This window comes from Streptomyces sp. NPDC097595 (genome assembly GCF_044761525.1).
GTDB lineage: Bacteria > Actinomycetota > Actinomycetes > Streptomycetales > Streptomycetaceae > Streptomyces > Streptomyces drozdowiczii_A.
On sequence record NZ_JBIWCN010000004.1, the window covers coordinates 291,562 to 305,768 of the forward strand.

Annotated in this window: 13 protein-coding genes; 9 read left to right on the top strand and 4 right to left on the bottom strand. The window is 71.8% G+C overall.

Translation table 11 applies throughout. From position 1 onward, the window contains the following. Positions 1 to 62: 62 nt before the first annotated feature. From fahA to ACIQZN_RS08585, 7 genes are all read left to right on the top strand, one after another. Positions 63 to 1,295 carry a fumarylacetoacetase gene (fahA, locus tag ACIQZN_RS08555; protein WP_403989602.1) on the top strand — a complete coding sequence of 411 codons (1,233 nt, stop codon included), beginning with the start codon at positions 63 to 65 and terminating at the stop codon, positions 1,293 to 1,295. A gap of 165 nt (positions 1,296 to 1,460) precedes the next feature. Beyond that, positions 1,461 to 2,231 carry a GntR family transcriptional regulator gene (locus ACIQZN_RS08560; protein ID WP_403989604.1) on the top strand — a complete coding sequence of 257 codons (771 nt, stop codon included), beginning with the start codon at positions 1,461 to 1,463 and terminating at the stop codon, positions 2,229 to 2,231. Between the two features lie 42 nt (positions 2,232 to 2,273). Further along, positions 2,274 to 2,501: a ferredoxin family protein gene (locus tag ACIQZN_RS08565; protein ID WP_018101329.1), complete on the top strand. Its 228-nt coding sequence runs from the start codon at positions 2,274 to 2,276 to the stop codon at positions 2,499 to 2,501. 14 nt (positions 2,502 to 2,515) lie between these two features. Then, a complete protein-coding gene (locus ACIQZN_RS08570; protein WP_403989607.1) occupies positions 2,516 to 3,883 on the top strand; it encodes an ABC transporter substrate-binding protein in 1,368 nt (455 codons plus the stop codon). Further along, on the top strand, positions 3,880 to 4,743 hold the full coding sequence (locus ACIQZN_RS08575) for an ABC transporter permease (RefSeq protein ID WP_403989609.1): 864 nt from the start codon (positions 3,880 to 3,882) through the stop codon (positions 4,741 to 4,743). Before ACIQZN_RS08570 ends, ACIQZN_RS08575 begins: the two co-directional genes overlap by 4 nt. Beyond that, on the top strand, positions 4,740 to 5,483 hold the full coding sequence (locus ACIQZN_RS08580) for an ABC transporter ATP-binding protein (protein ID WP_403989611.1): 744 nt from the start codon (positions 4,740 to 4,742) through the stop codon (positions 5,481 to 5,483). The genes ACIQZN_RS08575 and ACIQZN_RS08580 overlap by 4 nt, the downstream gene beginning before the upstream one ends. Before the next feature lie 38 nt (positions 5,484 to 5,521). Further along, a complete protein-coding gene (locus tag ACIQZN_RS08585; RefSeq protein WP_403989613.1) occupies positions 5,522 to 8,239 on the top strand; it encodes a fumarate reductase/succinate dehydrogenase flavoprotein subunit in 2,718 nt (905 codons plus the stop codon). 100 nt (positions 8,240 to 8,339) lie between these two features. Here ACIQZN_RS08585 and ACIQZN_RS08590 read toward each other — a convergent pair whose 3' ends face one another. The 4 genes from ACIQZN_RS08590 to ACIQZN_RS08605 form a co-directional block, all read right to left on the bottom strand. Beyond that, positions 8,340 to 9,626 carry an ABC transporter permease gene (locus ACIQZN_RS08590; RefSeq protein WP_403989614.1) on the bottom strand — a complete coding sequence of 429 codons (1,287 nt, stop codon included), beginning with the start codon at positions 9,624 to 9,626 and terminating at the stop codon, positions 8,340 to 8,342. Then, positions 9,623 to 10,306, bottom strand: coding sequence for an ABC transporter ATP-binding protein (locus ACIQZN_RS08595; protein WP_403989616.1), 684 nt, complete (start codon positions 10,304 to 10,306; stop codon positions 9,623 to 9,625). The genes ACIQZN_RS08590 and ACIQZN_RS08595 overlap by 4 nt, the downstream gene beginning before the upstream one ends. Further along, the gene (locus tag ACIQZN_RS08600) at positions 10,303 to 11,661 is read right to left on the bottom strand and encodes a peptidoglycan-binding protein (protein ID WP_403989618.1); all 1,359 of its coding nucleotides are present in this window, start codon (positions 11,659 to 11,661) and stop codon (positions 10,303 to 10,305) included. The genes ACIQZN_RS08595 and ACIQZN_RS08600 overlap by 4 nt, the downstream gene beginning before the upstream one ends. A gap of 403 nt (positions 11,662 to 12,064) precedes the next feature. Then, positions 12,065 to 12,532 carry a hypothetical protein gene (locus ACIQZN_RS08605; protein ID WP_403989620.1) on the bottom strand — a complete coding sequence of 156 codons (468 nt, stop codon included), beginning with the start codon at positions 12,530 to 12,532 and terminating at the stop codon, positions 12,065 to 12,067. A 185-nt stretch (positions 12,533 to 12,717) separates the two neighbouring features. On the opposite strand from ACIQZN_RS08605, the gene ACIQZN_RS08610 reads away from it, so the two are divergent. Together ACIQZN_RS08610 and ACIQZN_RS08615 are read left to right on the top strand one after the other, a co-directional pair. Continuing rightward, positions 12,718 to 13,110, top strand: coding sequence for a hypothetical protein (locus tag ACIQZN_RS08610; RefSeq protein WP_403989622.1), 393 nt, complete (start codon positions 12,718 to 12,720; stop codon positions 13,108 to 13,110). A 109-nt stretch (positions 13,111 to 13,219) separates the two neighbouring features. Continuing rightward, positions 13,220 to 14,197 (top strand): hypothetical protein, encoded by a 978-nt coding sequence (locus ACIQZN_RS08615; protein ID WP_403989624.1) that lies wholly within the window; start codon positions 13,220 to 13,222, stop codon positions 14,195 to 14,197. The last annotated feature ends 10 nt before the right edge of the window (positions 14,198 to 14,207 follow it).

Consider the following 14,207-nt stretch of genomic DNA (forward strand, 5'->3'; position numbering starts at 1 on the left):
GTACGGCAGTGCTCCCGACGTAACGTTGTCCCCAAGCGACCCGGAAAGCGAGGCAGCGAACGATGCCCGAGCAGAGCAGTCCGCTCGATGTGGCCGAGGGCGACCCCTTCGGCCCGCACAACCTGCCGTACGGCGTGTTCTCCACCCCCGACCGCCCGGGCGAACGGCGCGTCGGCGTCCGCCTCGGCGACCACGTCCTGGACGCCGGGGCCGCCGCCCTCGCCCTCGGTTCGCCGTACGCCCAACTCCTCGCCCAGCCGGACCTGATGGCCCTGCTGGCGGCCGGGCGCACCGCCTGGCGCGATGTGCGCCGGGCCCTGACCGCCTGGGTCACGGTCCCCGCGCACCGCGCCGACATGGAGCCGCTGCTGCACCCGCTGGACGCGGTCACGCTGCATCTGCCGTACCAGGTCGCGGACTACGTGGACTTCTACGCGAGCGAGCACCACGCCACCAACGTGGGCCAGATCTTCCGCCCCGACGCCGACGCGCCGCTCACCCCCAACTGGAAGCACCTGCCGATCGGTTACCACGGCCGCGCCGGGACCGTCGTGGTCTCCGGCACCGAGGTGGTCCGCCCGGCCGGCCAGCGCAAGGCACCGGCCGACCCGGCACCCGTCTTCGGCCCCTCCGTGAAGCTCGACATCGAGGCGGAGGTCGGCTTCGTCGTCGGCACCCCCTCCGAGCAGGGGAAGCCCGTCGCCCTCACGGACTTCCGCGAGCACGTCTTCGGGCTCTCGCTGCTCAACGACTGGTCGGCGCGCGACATCCAGGCGTGGGAGTACGTCCCGCTCGGCCCGTTCCTCGGCAAGTCCTTCGCGACCTCCGTCTCCGCCTGGGTCACCCCGCTGGAGGCCCTGGACGCCGCCCGCACCGCACCGCCCGCCCGCGACCTCCCGCTGCTCCCCTATCTGGAGGACGCGGACGAGGACGAGCCCGGCGGCTACGACCTGCGGATCTCCGTCGCGGTCAACGGGCACGTCGTCGCGGAGCCGCCGTTCTCCACGATGTACTGGACGGCCGCCCAGCAGCTCGCCCAGATGACGGTCAACGGCGCCTCGCTGCGCACCGGCGACCTCTTCGGCTCCGGAACCGTCAGCGGCGCCGAGCCGTCCCAGCGCGGCTGCCTCCTGGAGCTGACCTGGAACGGCCGCGACCCGCTGGAACTCCCCGAGGGCAAGCGCACGTTCCTGGAGGACGGCGACACGGTGACCCTCACCGCCTGGGCGCCGGGGCCGGACGGCACCCGGGTGGGTCTCGGCGAGGTGTCGGGGCGGGTCGTGCCCGCGGAGTGAGCCCGGCGGACCGGGCGGGACCGGTCCGCATGCCGGACCGGCGGGTGGCGGAACTTGCCCGGGCCGCTCCCGTCACCGCAGGTCAGAGCCGTTCCGCCGGGGTCCGTTGATGGCGCAACACTGTGGCAACACCAACTCCCGTACCCCGCCGCTATGGTCCACCGCATGCCAGCCGAACGCACCCGCGAGCACACCGTGCCCGTCGCCGCCGCCCGCCGGCGCCGGCTGCGTGCGGACGGCGCCCGGCTCCTCGCCGACCTGCTGCGCCACCAGGTGCGCACGGGTGCGTTCCCCGGCGGTGTCCTGCCGTACGAGGACACCATCGGGCGCGACTACGGCGTCTCCCGCAACACCGTGCGCCAGGCCCTCGACCTGCTGCGCGGCGAGGGGGTGGTCGAGCGGCAGCCGGGCGTCGGCACGGTCGTCGTCGCCGAGAAGTACCCGCACGCGCTCGACCGGCTCCAGGGTCTGGCGGAGACCCTGCGCGAGCACGGCCGGGTCACCAACGAGGTCCGTACGGTCGGGCCCGTCCCCGCTCCGGCCCCGGTCGCCCGGCGGCTCGGGCTCGCCGAGCACACCGACGTGCTCTACATCGAGCGCCGCCGCCTGCTGAACGGGCTGCCGCTCTCCCTCGACCTCACCTACGTCCCGATGGACCTCGGCGCCGGGCTGCTCGGCGCCGACCTGGAGAACACCGACGTCTTCCGGCTGCTGGAGTCCCTGACCGGGCAGCGGCTCGGCGACGCCGACATCACCCTGGAGGCCGTCAACGCCGACGCGCACTCCGCCGCCGTCCTGGAGGTCCCGCGCGGATCCGCGGTCCTGATGCTGGAACGGCTGACCCGGCTCGCCGACGGCCGGCCCGTGGACCTGGAGTTCATCCGCTTCCGCGGCGACCGCATCAGCATGAACGGCGTCCTGCACCGGGCCTGTTGAGCCACCCCACCCATTCGAAAAAACCTTCCCTGGAGCCCCGCCATGCCTCTGGCGCCCCAGCGGGCCGACGTGCCCGTGACCATCGACGAGTCGAAGTGCATCGACGGATGCACTCTGTGCGTCGACATGTGCCCGCTCGACTCCCTGGCCATCCACCAGGACAGCGGCAAGGCGTACATGCACGTGGACGAGTGCTGGTACTGCGGCCCCTGCGCCGCCCGCTGCCCCACCGGGGCGGTCACCGTCAACATGCCCTATCTCCTGCGCTGAAAGGCCCCGACTCCATGCGACGCACAGCACCCGGCGCCCTGGCCGGCGCCGCGCTGCTCCTCACGCTCACCACGGGCTGCGGCGGCGGGGCGAGCGCGGACGACAGCGGTACGGTCACGGTGACCGTGGGCTACCAGTCCCGCACGATCAACACCGTCACCGCCGGCACCCTGCTGCGGTCCCTCGGCTATTTCGAGGACGAGCTGCGCAAGCGCGGCGAGCGGGACGGTGTCACGTACAAGGTGGAGTGGCAGGACTACGCCACCGGCGCCCCGATCACCGCCCAGATGACCGCCGGAAAGATCGACATCGGCTCGATGGGCGACTTCCCGCTGCTGATCAACGCGGCCCGGGGCGTCCAGCTCAAGCGCCCCACCCGGCTCGTCTCGGTCACCGGCTACAACCTGTCGGGCGGCCTCAACACCGTGGTGACCGGGCCGGATTCGCGACTTCGCACGCTCACCGACCTGCGCGGAAAGAAGGTGTCCACGAGCGTCGGATCGGCCGCCGACGGCACCCTCGTACGGGCTCTGCAACAGGCCGGGCTCGACCCCGAGAAGGACATCCGCAAGCTCAACCAGCAGCCCGCAGTGGGGGCTTCGGCGCTTCAGGCGGGCAGCGCGGACGCGTTGTCGCAGTTCGTGGCCTGGCCGGGGCTGCTCGCCTTCCAGGGCCGGGCCAAGGCGCTGTACGACGGCGCCGAGCTGAACCTGCCGACTTTCCACGGCGTCACGGTCAATGAGGAGTTCGCGGAGAAGCGGTCCGCCGTGGTGGAGGACTTCCTGCGCGCCCAGGGCCGGGCAACGAGCTATCTCCACGAACACCCCGTCGCCGCCTCGGAGTCCGTCGCGAAGGCCACCGGCCTCCCGGCGGAGGTCGTGCACCTCTACAACGGTGCTCAGGGCATCGCCACCTTCGACACCACCCTGAAGCCCGCGCTCGTCGCCGCCCTGAAGAAGGACGTCCCGGTACTGGCCTCCGCGAAGCTCGTCGGTGACGTGGACGTGGACGCCTTCGTGGACGACCGGTACATCAAGCGGGTGTACGGCTCCGGCTATGCGAAGGCCCTCGCCGCCGGGCCGCCCGCCCGGCGCGGCGGAGAGGTCTGGCTGAAGGGCGAGGACGCCACCACGGCCTTCGCCACCTCCGCCGAAGTCCTGCGGTACGTGGCCGCGCACCGGGACGCCGTCCGGGTGGCGTACGTCCCCGACGCGAAGACCGGGACGCTGTGGTTCGCGGACCGCGCGGTGTGGGTCGCGGACGGCCCGGTGCTGCGGCCGTACGTCACCGGGTCGGCCGCCCGCGCCGATGTGGCGGCGCACCCCGGCGCCCGGACCGTCTCCTACGCCGACGCGCTGAAACGCGCCGGGTCCGCGTCATGAGCGGGCGGTGGTCGCCCGTCCGGCGGGTGCTCTCGCTGGCGGCGGTGCTCGGGCTGTGGCAGGCGCTGACCACGTACGACATCAATCTGTGGCTGCGCTTCGAGCAGTTCCCCACGGTCGGCGAGATCGCCCGCGCGTTCGCGGACCGGGTCGCGGGTGACGCGTACTGGCAGGACCTGACCGACAGCCTGACCCGGATCGTCACCGGCTTCGCGCTGGCCGCCGTCCTCGGGGTCACCGTCGGCACCGCCGTCGCCCGCTCGCGGATCGCCGCCGATCTGCTGGGCCCGGTCCTCGAAGTGCTGCGGCCCGTCCCGGCGATCGCGCTGGTCCCGGTCGCGATCCTGCTCTTCCCGAGCAACGAGCAGGGCATCGTCTTCATCACGTGCACGGCCGCGTTCTTCCCGGTCATGGTCTCCACCCGGCACGCGGTGCGGGCGCTGACCCCGGTCTGGGAGGAGGCCGTCCTGACCATGGGCGGCGGGCGGCGGCGCGTGCTGTGGTCCGTGGTGCTGCCCGGCGCGCTCCCCGGCATCCTCGGCGGCCTGTCCGTGGGGATCGGCGTCTCGTGGATCTGCGTGATCTCCGCCGAGATGATCTCCGGCGAGTACGGGGTCGGCTACCGGACCTGGCAGGACTACACGGTGGTCGACTACCCCGGGGTCTTCGTCGGCATGGCCACCATCGGCCTGCTCGGCTGGCTCACCTCCACGGCGGTGGAGCTGCTGGGCCGCCGGCTGACCCGCTGGCTGCCGCGCACGGAGAGCCGCCCGGCCGCCCCCGCGCGCCGACGCCGCCCCGCCCCGGCGGCGCCCACCGCCCCCTCGGTCCGCACGGCACAGGAACGGGTGCGCTCATGACCACTGACACGACGTATGGGCTGCGGCTCGCGTTGCGCGGCGCCACGCTCGGCCGGACCGGGGCGCCCGTCCTGGACGGCATCGACCTCGATGTCGTGCCCGGCGAGATCCTGGCCGTCGTCGGCCCGTCCGGCTGCGGCAAGTCCACGCTGCTGCGGACCCTGGCCGGGCTGCTGCCCCCGCTCGGCGGCGAGGTCACCGAGGACGGCGCGCCCGTCACCGGGCCCCGCGCCGAACGGGCCCTAGTCTTCCAGGACGACGCGCTGCTGCCCTGGCGCACGGTCCGGGCCAACGTCGAACTGCCCCTGGCCATCCGGGGCGTGGGGCGCGCCGAACGGCGGAGCCGCGCCGGGGAGTGGCTGGCCCGGGTGGGGCTCGCCGAGCACGCGGCGAAGCTGCCGCACCGGATCTCCGGCGGGCAGCGCCAGCGCGTCCAGCTGGCCCGGGCGCTCGCGGCGGGGCCCCGGGCGGTCCTGATGGACGAGCCGTTCGGGGCGCTGGACGCCCAGACCAGGGCCGGTATGCAACAGCTCCTGGTCGATGTGCTCCGGGGCAGCGGCGCCACGGTGGTGTTCGTGACGCACGACGTGGACGAGGCGCTGTTCCTCGGTGACCGGGTGGCCCTGCTGCCGGGCGGGCGGGTGCTGCCGGTGCCGCGTCCGCGCGAACGGGCCGCGCACACCGATCCGGCGACGGTCGCGCTGCGCCGCGAGGTCCTGGAATCCCTCACCACCCTCTGAACTCTCCCCTGAACTCCCCTTTCCTGAAAGGCACCCCCGTGCAGATCCCCGCCCTCGCGGACGCCGAGGAACTCTCCTGCGACGTGCTGGTCGTCGGCGGCGGTACGGCCGGCACGATGGCGGCCCTCACCGCCGCCGAGCACGGCGCCTCCGTCCTCCTCCTGGAGAAGGCGCACGTCCGCCACTCCGGCGCGCTCGCCATGGGCATGGACGGCGTGAACAACGCGGTGATCCCCGGCCGCGCCGAACCCGACGACTACGTCGCGGAGATCACCCGCGCCAACGACGGCATCGTGGACCAGTCGACCGTCCGGCAGACCGCGACGCGCGGCTTCGGCATGGTGCGGCGCCTGGAGTCGTACGGGGTGAAGTTCGAGAAGGACGAGCACGGCGAGTACGCGGTCCGGCAGGTCCACCGCTCGGGGTCGTACGTCCTGCCGATGCCCGAGGGCAAGGACGTCAAGAAGGTCCTCTACCGGCAGCTGCGGCGGCGCGAGATGCGCGAGCGCATCCGCATCGAGAACCGGGTGATGCCCGTACGCGTGCTGACCGGCGACGACGGCCGGGCGATCGGCGCGGCCGGCTTCAACACCCGCACCGGGCAGTTCGTCACGGTCCGCGCGGGCGCCGTCATCCTCGCCACGGGCGCCTGCGGCCGCCTCGGCCTGCCGGCCTCCGGCTACCTCTACGGTACGTACGAGAACCCGACCAACGCGGGTGACGGCTATGCCATGGCGTACCACGCGGGCGCCGAGCTGACCGGCATCGAGTGCTTCCAGATCAACCCGCTGATCAAGGACTACAACGGCCCGGCCTGCGCGTACGTCGCCAATCCGTTCGGCGGCTACCAGGTCAACCGGCACGGCGAGCGGTTCGTGGACTCCGACTACTGGTCGGGGCAGATGATGGCCGAGTTCGCGGCGGAGGTGGCCTCCGACCGGGGCCCCGTCTACCTCAAGCTGAGCCATCTGCCGGAGGAGTCCGTCAGCGCGCTGGAGACGATCCTGCACTCCACGGAGCGCCCGACACGCGGCACGTTCCACGCGGGGCGCGGTCACGACTACCGCACCCACGACATCGAGATGCACATCTCCGAGATCGGCCTCTGCGGCGGCCACTCGGCGTCCGGAGTCCGCGTGGACGACCACGCCCGCACCACCGTGGACCGCCTCTACGCGGCCGGTGACCTGGCGTGCGTCCCGCACAACTACATGATCGGCGCGTTCGTCTTCGGCGACCTGGCGGGCGAGGACGCGGCCCGATTCACGGCGTACGAGGGCGAGTTGCCGGCCGAGCAGCTGCGAGCCGCGCACGAGCTGGTCTACCGGCCGCTGCGCCATCCGGACGGGCCGCCGCAGCCCCAGGTCGAGTACAAGCTGCGCCGCTTCGTGAACGATTACGTGGCTCCGCCGAAGTCCGGGGCCCGGCTGTCGATCGCCCTGGAATCCTTCGAGCGGATGCGGACGGACCTCGCGGAGATGGGCGCGAAGACCCCGCACGAGCTGATGCGGTGCGCGGAGGTGTCGTTCATCCGCGACTGCGCGGAGATGGCCGCGCGCTCCTCGCTCGCCCGTACGGAGTCCCGCTGGGGGCTCTACCACGAGCGCACGGACCACCCGGAGCGGGACGACGCGGACTGGTTCCACCACCTGGACCTGTACAAGTCGGCTTCCGGCGCCATGGAGTTCACGGCGCGCCCGGTGGCGCCGTACCTGGTCCCGGTGGAGGGGTTCGCGCCGGCCGGGGGGCCGGTGCGGCGGATCGGCACGGTGGAGCCGGTGGGGGTGGGGACGGCGGGGGCGCGGGAGGCGGCGCCGGTGTCGGTGTCGGCGCGTGTTCCCGCGTCGGCGGCCTCCGAACCGGCCGTCTCCACCTCGCCGCGCATCCTGGAGCTGCTGGCGCTGAGCGAGGGCGAACCGGACCTCGATGCCCTCGCCCCGTATCTGGACGACCCGGACGCCGCCGTGCGCCGGGCCGCCGTCGCCGCGCTCACGGAGTCCACCCCGCCGGGCGCGGGCCCCGCGCTGGCCACGGCCCTGGGCGACGCATCGGCCGCCGTGCGCGCGGCCGTCGCGGCGTCCCTGCGCGAACTGGTCGAGGTCCTGCCCCCGTCCCCGGAGCTCCGCACCCCGCTGGTCGCCGCGCTCTCCTCGGCCGACGCGGTGGTCCGCGCCGCCGCGCTGGACACCCTGCGGGCGCTGCGGCTGGGCGACGCGGAGCTGTACGCGGGCACGCTGGACGACCCGGACCTGGACGTGCGCGTGGAGACCGTACGGGCGCTGGTCTCGGTGGACGCGGTGGAGGGCCTGGCCCGCGCGGCGGCCGACCCGGCCCGCGAGGTCCGCGTCGCGGTGGCGAAGGGCCTGGCCGCCGTCCACTCCCCCGCCCCGGCCCCGCTCGCCCCGCTCCTGGACGACCAGGACCCCCTGGTCCGCGCGGCGGCCCTGGGCGCGCTGGCGGAGACGGGCTGCCCGGAGCCGTACGCCGACCGCGCGGTGGCCGCCCTGGCGGACCCGGCCTGGCAGGTCCGCGCGGGGGCGGCGAGGGGGCTGACCTCGGCTTCACCGGCCCACGCGGTGCCTCCGCTGGCCGCCACCCTGGCCGACCCGAACGCGGACGTCCGGAAGGCGGCGGTCCTGGCCCTCCTCCGCCACGGGGACGCGCCGGGGGCCCGGGAGGCGCTGGCGGGGGCGGTCGCGGACCCGGACGCGGACGTGCGGGCTTACGCGGGGCGGGGGGCGGGGGTCCCGCGGTAGGTCCGTCCGGCCGCGGGACCGGTGATCGCGGCAACGAGGTTGCGCAGGGGCCCGGCGGGCTCCGGCACAGGCGCGGCGAGTGTGCCGCGCGAGGCTCAGGTCATCGGCGGAGGGCTTCGGCGGGTTCGATTCTGGCGGCTCGCCAGGCCGGATAGAGGCCGGCGACCAGGCCGGTGACGAGACCGATGAGCGGGGCGGTGGCCACCGTGGCGGGGTGGACGACCGGGGTCCAGTCACGGGCGACGGCCACGCCGAGGACGGTGAGCGTGCCGAGAGAGGTGCCGATCAGGCCGCCGAGAGCTCCGAGCGCGCCGGACTCGGCGAGGAACTGGCCGGTGATGTGCCGGCCCCTGGCACCCAGCGCCCGACGCAGTCCGATCTCTCCGGTGCGCTCCAGGACCGCGACCAGGGTCGTGTTGGCGATGCCGACGGCACCGATGACCAGGCAGATGCCGGCCAGCAGGAGGAAGAGCTGGTTCAGATCCGACGTGACCTTGCTCCGGAGGGTTTTGGGGTCCGGCGGTGGTGTCGACTTGAGGTATTCGGGATGGTCGGGGCGGAGTGCGGTCGGGGCGAGTGTCGCCACCTGCTGGGCGGCGCCGACGTCGGTGGCGATCAGCATCTTGTCGCTGCCCGCCTTCGGCCGGCCCCACAGCCGCACGGCCGTGGTGCGCGGGACCACCACCGAGAGCAGCAGGTTGGCCTGGCGCTCGACGTCGTCCACGATGCCCACGACGGTGAAGGGCTCGTCACCGATGAAGACGGCCGGCCGGGTCTCCAGGGTGGTGATGCCGAGCCGGGCGGCGACACCCGAGCCGAGCACTGCCACCGGCAGCGCCTTCTTCGAGTGGAACTCGTCGTAGATCCTGCCCTGCCGCATGGTCGGAACGGCGGCGCGCAGTGCCCCTGGCGAGGCGCCCACGACGTCCACCTGTTCGCCGCTCTCGGCCGCGGTGCCGACCGGGGCGGCCCGTACCGTCATGGAGGGGCCGGTCTGGACCGTGAAGTAGACACCCGCGTCCCGCACCCCGTGCAGTCGGCCGATCCGCTGGTCCGCGTCCTCGGGGAAGCCGGGCCCGGCGTACTCGTCCACCTGCGTGCTGATGTCTTCGACTGACACCTCGGTGGCAGTGAGCATGTTGAAGCGCGAGTCGATCTGAGAGGACGTGGTCGCTGTCAGCCCCAGGATCGCCACGAAAGTGCCGACGCCGAGCACGGTGCCCAGCGCCGTCAGTGCCGAGCGTGCCGGACGTTGCAGCACACCGGCGAGCGATTCGGCGAAGGCGTCCCGCAGCGTGAAGCGCGAGGGCTTGACCTCGGGTTCCGGCCTGAGCCGGGGCCTTGGCACCCGCGGCAGGAGGGGGGCCCGGGAGACACGGCGATTCATGGGCGCACCTGCTCGTGGAGTACGCCGTCGCGGATCGCCACGCTGCGCAGTCCGCGCCCGGCCACCTCGCCGTCGTGAGTGATCACCAGGACCGTCATGCCGTCGGCGTGCAGTTCGTCGAGGAGTTCCAGCACGGTGGCCGCGTTGGCCGTGTCGAGGTTGCCGGTCGGCTCGTCACAGAGCAGGAGCGAAGGGCGGGCGACCAGGGCGCGGGCGATGGCGACCCGCTGCCGTTCGCCTCCGGACAGCCGGGTCGGCAACGCGTCGGTCCGGTGGGCCAGCCCGACCCGCTCCAGTGCCTCCCGCGCCCGTGCCGGACGCTCACGTCGTGGTGCACCGTTGTAGACCATCGCCAGTTCGACGTTCTCGGCGGCCGAGCGGTGCGGCAGCAGATGGAAGGACTGGAACACGAAGCCGATCCGCCGCCCGCGCAACGCGGTGCGGTCGGCGTCCTTCAGAGCCCCGGTGTCGATCCCGTCCAGCAGGTACCGCCCGTGGGTGGGTGTGTCCAGCAGCCCGGCGATGTTGAGGAAGGTCGACTTCCCCGAGCCGGAGGGCCCGATCACCGTGACGAACTCGCCCCGGTCCACCCGTAGATCACATGGCTTGAACGCCTCCACGGGCGGTGGCCCCGGGTAGGTGAGCGCCACCTGATCGAACTCGATGACGGGGGAGGTCACTTGGCTGCACCGTCCTTGTCCTCCGTGCGGCCCTGGCCGGCCTTCTCCGCCACCCCCGGATTCACTCCGGTGATGACGTTGTCGCCCTCCTTGAGTGCGCCTTCGGAGAGCGGGACGACCTCCACGTACCCGTCCCCCGTGGTTCCGGGACGCACCTCGACACGACGCTGTTCCTCGCCCCGGGCCACGGTGACGGTCGTCCTGCCGTCCTCGCCGGCGGAGACGGCGGTGACGGGTACGACCAGGGCCTCGCCGTCGGTGGCGCCTGCTTCGATCGTCAACCGCACGTCCTGGCCGGCCAATGCGACGGGCAGCGCCTTCAGCGGGCGGACCAGCATCACGTAACCGGCCTCGCCGGCCGGAGCCGCGTCGTCGCCGTCACCGGCGGGCGTTTCCGGCTGCTGGACGGTGTCCGAGACGGACAGCACCTTCGCCTGGGCGGTGGTCCCGGATATCTCCGAAAGGATCTGCACCCTCTGACCAGCTCTGACCATGCCTTTCTGGTGCTCCTGGAGGGCCCCCCGTACCAGCAGCGCACCGGCGGACAGGGTCATCGCCGGGCCGTTGACCGGCGAACCGACCCGGACGGGCACGCTGTCCACGCGGGCCGGGAAGTCCTCCAGGAAGACCACTTCACCCGCCGGCAGCATGGGCCCCTGTGCGGCCTGTGCCTTGCTCAACTCGGCGCGTGCCTCGGCCAGGTCCTCCTGGGCGCGTTCCACCGCCCGGCCCCTGTCCTTCGGGGACGCGGCGCCTGCTTCCTCGGGCCCGGCCTTCCCCGCCGAGCCCGTCGTGCCGGGCGATTCCGCGGCCGCGTCCCGGGCGTCCTGGAGCGCGCGCTCGGACGCGGTGACCGCGTCCTGCGCGTCCTTCACCCCAGCGCCTTCGTCGGCCAGCGCCGGCACCGGCTCGTAGCCGATGGACGCGTAGAACGAGTTCAGCGCTCTCTTGGTGCCCTCCCCGAAACGGCCGGCCGCGTCGCCTCCGCTGCCGTGGCCCAGCTGGGCCAGTGCCCGTTGCACCTGCCGTACGTCCTCACCCTTGGCGCCCGGCTTGAGGTCCCGGTACACCGGCAGTTTTCCCTTGAGCGCGAACACCGGCCGCCCGGACACCTCCATCAGCACCGTGCCGGCCGTCACCGAATTCCCCGCCTTGAGCGCCACCTTCGTCACCACCGGTGTGCCGCCGCCCTCGCCGCCGCTGATCACGGGGGCCACCTGCACCGACTGGCCGGCCGTCACCGTCCCCCGGACGATGACCGAATCGGTCAACTTCCGCTTCTCGACCCTGGCCACCAGCACGTCCATCGGGGGAGGTCCCGCCTCAGCCGCCTGCTGGGCGGGTGACTTGATCACCAGGGAAGCCCCCACCCCGCCGACACACAGAAGAAGGGCGGCCGCGACCACGATCACCACCATCCCGCGCCGCCCACGGAGCCAGACACTCCGGGGCCGGACCGGTGTCTCCGGAGGAAGGGGTGGTGTCTCCGTCGGGTTTTCCTGCACATTACGCATGTACGCCTCGGGATTCTGGCACGCCGTTTTTCGGCGGCGGATCGAAGAACACCGGCCGGTCCGGCCGGCTGCTCCGTCGCAGAATCCTGCCGACTGCATGGTGTCGTGTGGAGGAGGTGAATTCTCTGCCGCCTTCCCACGGCGGCAGAGGAATCCGGGGGTTCTTCGCGGAAGGGCCGGAAAAACTGATGGGAGTGCCCGAAGGAAGGGAAGCCCGCCGGGGCTCGTTACGCCTTGTCGCCCGTTACGCCTTGTCGCCCGGATCGGAACCGGGGTCCTCCGCGGTGATACCGCACTTCTTGAGGGCCTTCTTGCCTTCCGGGCTTCCCAGCTGCTTCTCCAGCGCGTCGTCGGGCACGGCCTCGCCGGTCGCCGTCGGATCCCGGAACTCCGTGATCCCTTCTGCGCGCATGCACTTCGCCTGCTTGCGCAGCACCTCCAGGGCCGCGGCGTCGAGCGTGGGCACCGCGGCACCGCCGCATTTCGTGATGGCCGCCTGGAGATCCTCCGGCGTGTTCTTCCCCTTGTCGGGAATGCTCTTTCCGTCGTCCACCGTGAACTCGATACCGAGATCCCGCAGGCAGGACTCGTGAGGAAATGCCTGAGCCGAAGCAGATGACCCGGGATCGGCCCCTCCGGATTCACCCTCCTTCGAATCGCCACCGGAGCAGCTGACGGAGAGGAATGCAGTGATGAGGACGACCGCACCCATGCGAGGCGGAGTCCATAAAGATCGTTTTCCATTGGCGCGCATGAAAATTCACGGTAAGTCAAGAGGGGGTCCCTGTCCACTGTCCCCGGGGGCAGTAGACAGACGTATGTATGTCGTGATCGCATATGAGCCACGCGGCCTGCGGGGCCGCATGAATCAAGCCATTTCAATGAAAGGCGTGAATCGTGAACGCAAGAACCTCCAGGGTCGTCGCCACGGCCGGCCTGCTGCTTCTGAGCGGGGCCGGTGTACTCGCGACGGCGGGCCAGTCCGCGGCTGCCACCCGTGACGGAAGCACCAACTCGGGCGAGTTCGGCGCGTACTACCTGCAGAACCAGGCCAGCTACGTGTTCGACTTCGCCAGCTACGACGCGAACTTCGCCAACGACTCGTTTCCCAAGGCATCCGGCATCAACCCTGATGACAACACGGAGTCCTACTGGAACCGCAACTCCACCTACGTGGACGTGTACACCGAGTCGGGTCGCGGGGGCGTCCACGGCTGGATCCCGGATGGTCTGTCCGGGGACTTCAGCTCCAACTACAAGAACAACGTGACGTCGGCGTACGAGCGCTGACGAGGCCCGCCGCTTAACGGCCACCCTGCGAGACGCGCCCCCCTGCCCGTATACGCCGGGCAGGGAGGCGCGGCTTCATAGTAGCGAGAATCCGGAACTTGGAGCTGCCGTGAACCGTCTGTCGTCGCTGCGACGCCCCACACTCACCCCGGCGATCCTTGCGGTGGCATCCGCGGTGCTCCTGGCTGCGGGTTGCTCCTCGGGAGGGGGAACCGAGGAATCCAAGGAGCCCGAGGTCTCCGGCACCCCCAGGATCACCGATCCCAACTCCTTCGCCTTCCCGCTGGACCCGTACCTCACCAAGCCGGATGACCAGCACACCCTGAGCAAGGCCCAGGAGGAACTCACCCGTCAGTGCATGAAGCGGTTCGGATTCACCTACCGTCCGGCGGCCCAGCGCCCCACGGTCAACCCCTTCGGCGAGAACGGGCTCCGCTACGGGGTGAGTTCGACGCGGTTGGCAGCCAAGTACGGATACGGGTCCGGGTCCGGGGACGGTCCTGACCAGCCCGAGGCCCCGGCGTCCGGGGCCGAGCTGCTGACAGGCGCGGCGAGGCTGGCGATGTTCGGGAAGGAAGACCTCAAGCCCTCCGACCTGCCCAGCAGTCAGGAGGAGGCCGAAGCGTCGGAGGCGAACAACGGGGTCATCGCGGGAAAGGCGGTCCCGGTGGGCGGCTGTCAACGCGAGGCGGCCATGAAGGTGTTCTCCCCGCGCAGGAAATCGCTGCCGATCACGTTTACCTACGGGCTCATGACGGATGCCTGGTCACGCACACGTGATGACAGCCGGTACGTGGCAGTGGGGCGGAAGTGGGCCGAGTGCCTCAAGGAGAAGGGATACGTGACCTCTCCCGATCCGCTCACGCAGGATCGCGACCTCAAGTTCACGGATCCGCAGTCACCACAGGCGATCACCGTGGCGAAGGCGGACGTGGCCTGCAAGGAGAAGGTGAATCTGATCGGCGTCGCCTTCGCGGTGGAGAGCGCCTATCAGAAGCGTCTCGTCGAGCAGAACGCCGAAGCCCTCAAGCAGGTGCAACAGCAGCAGGAGGAGCAGTTGCGACTGGCAGCGTCGCTGCTCCGCTGACCTCCGTGGG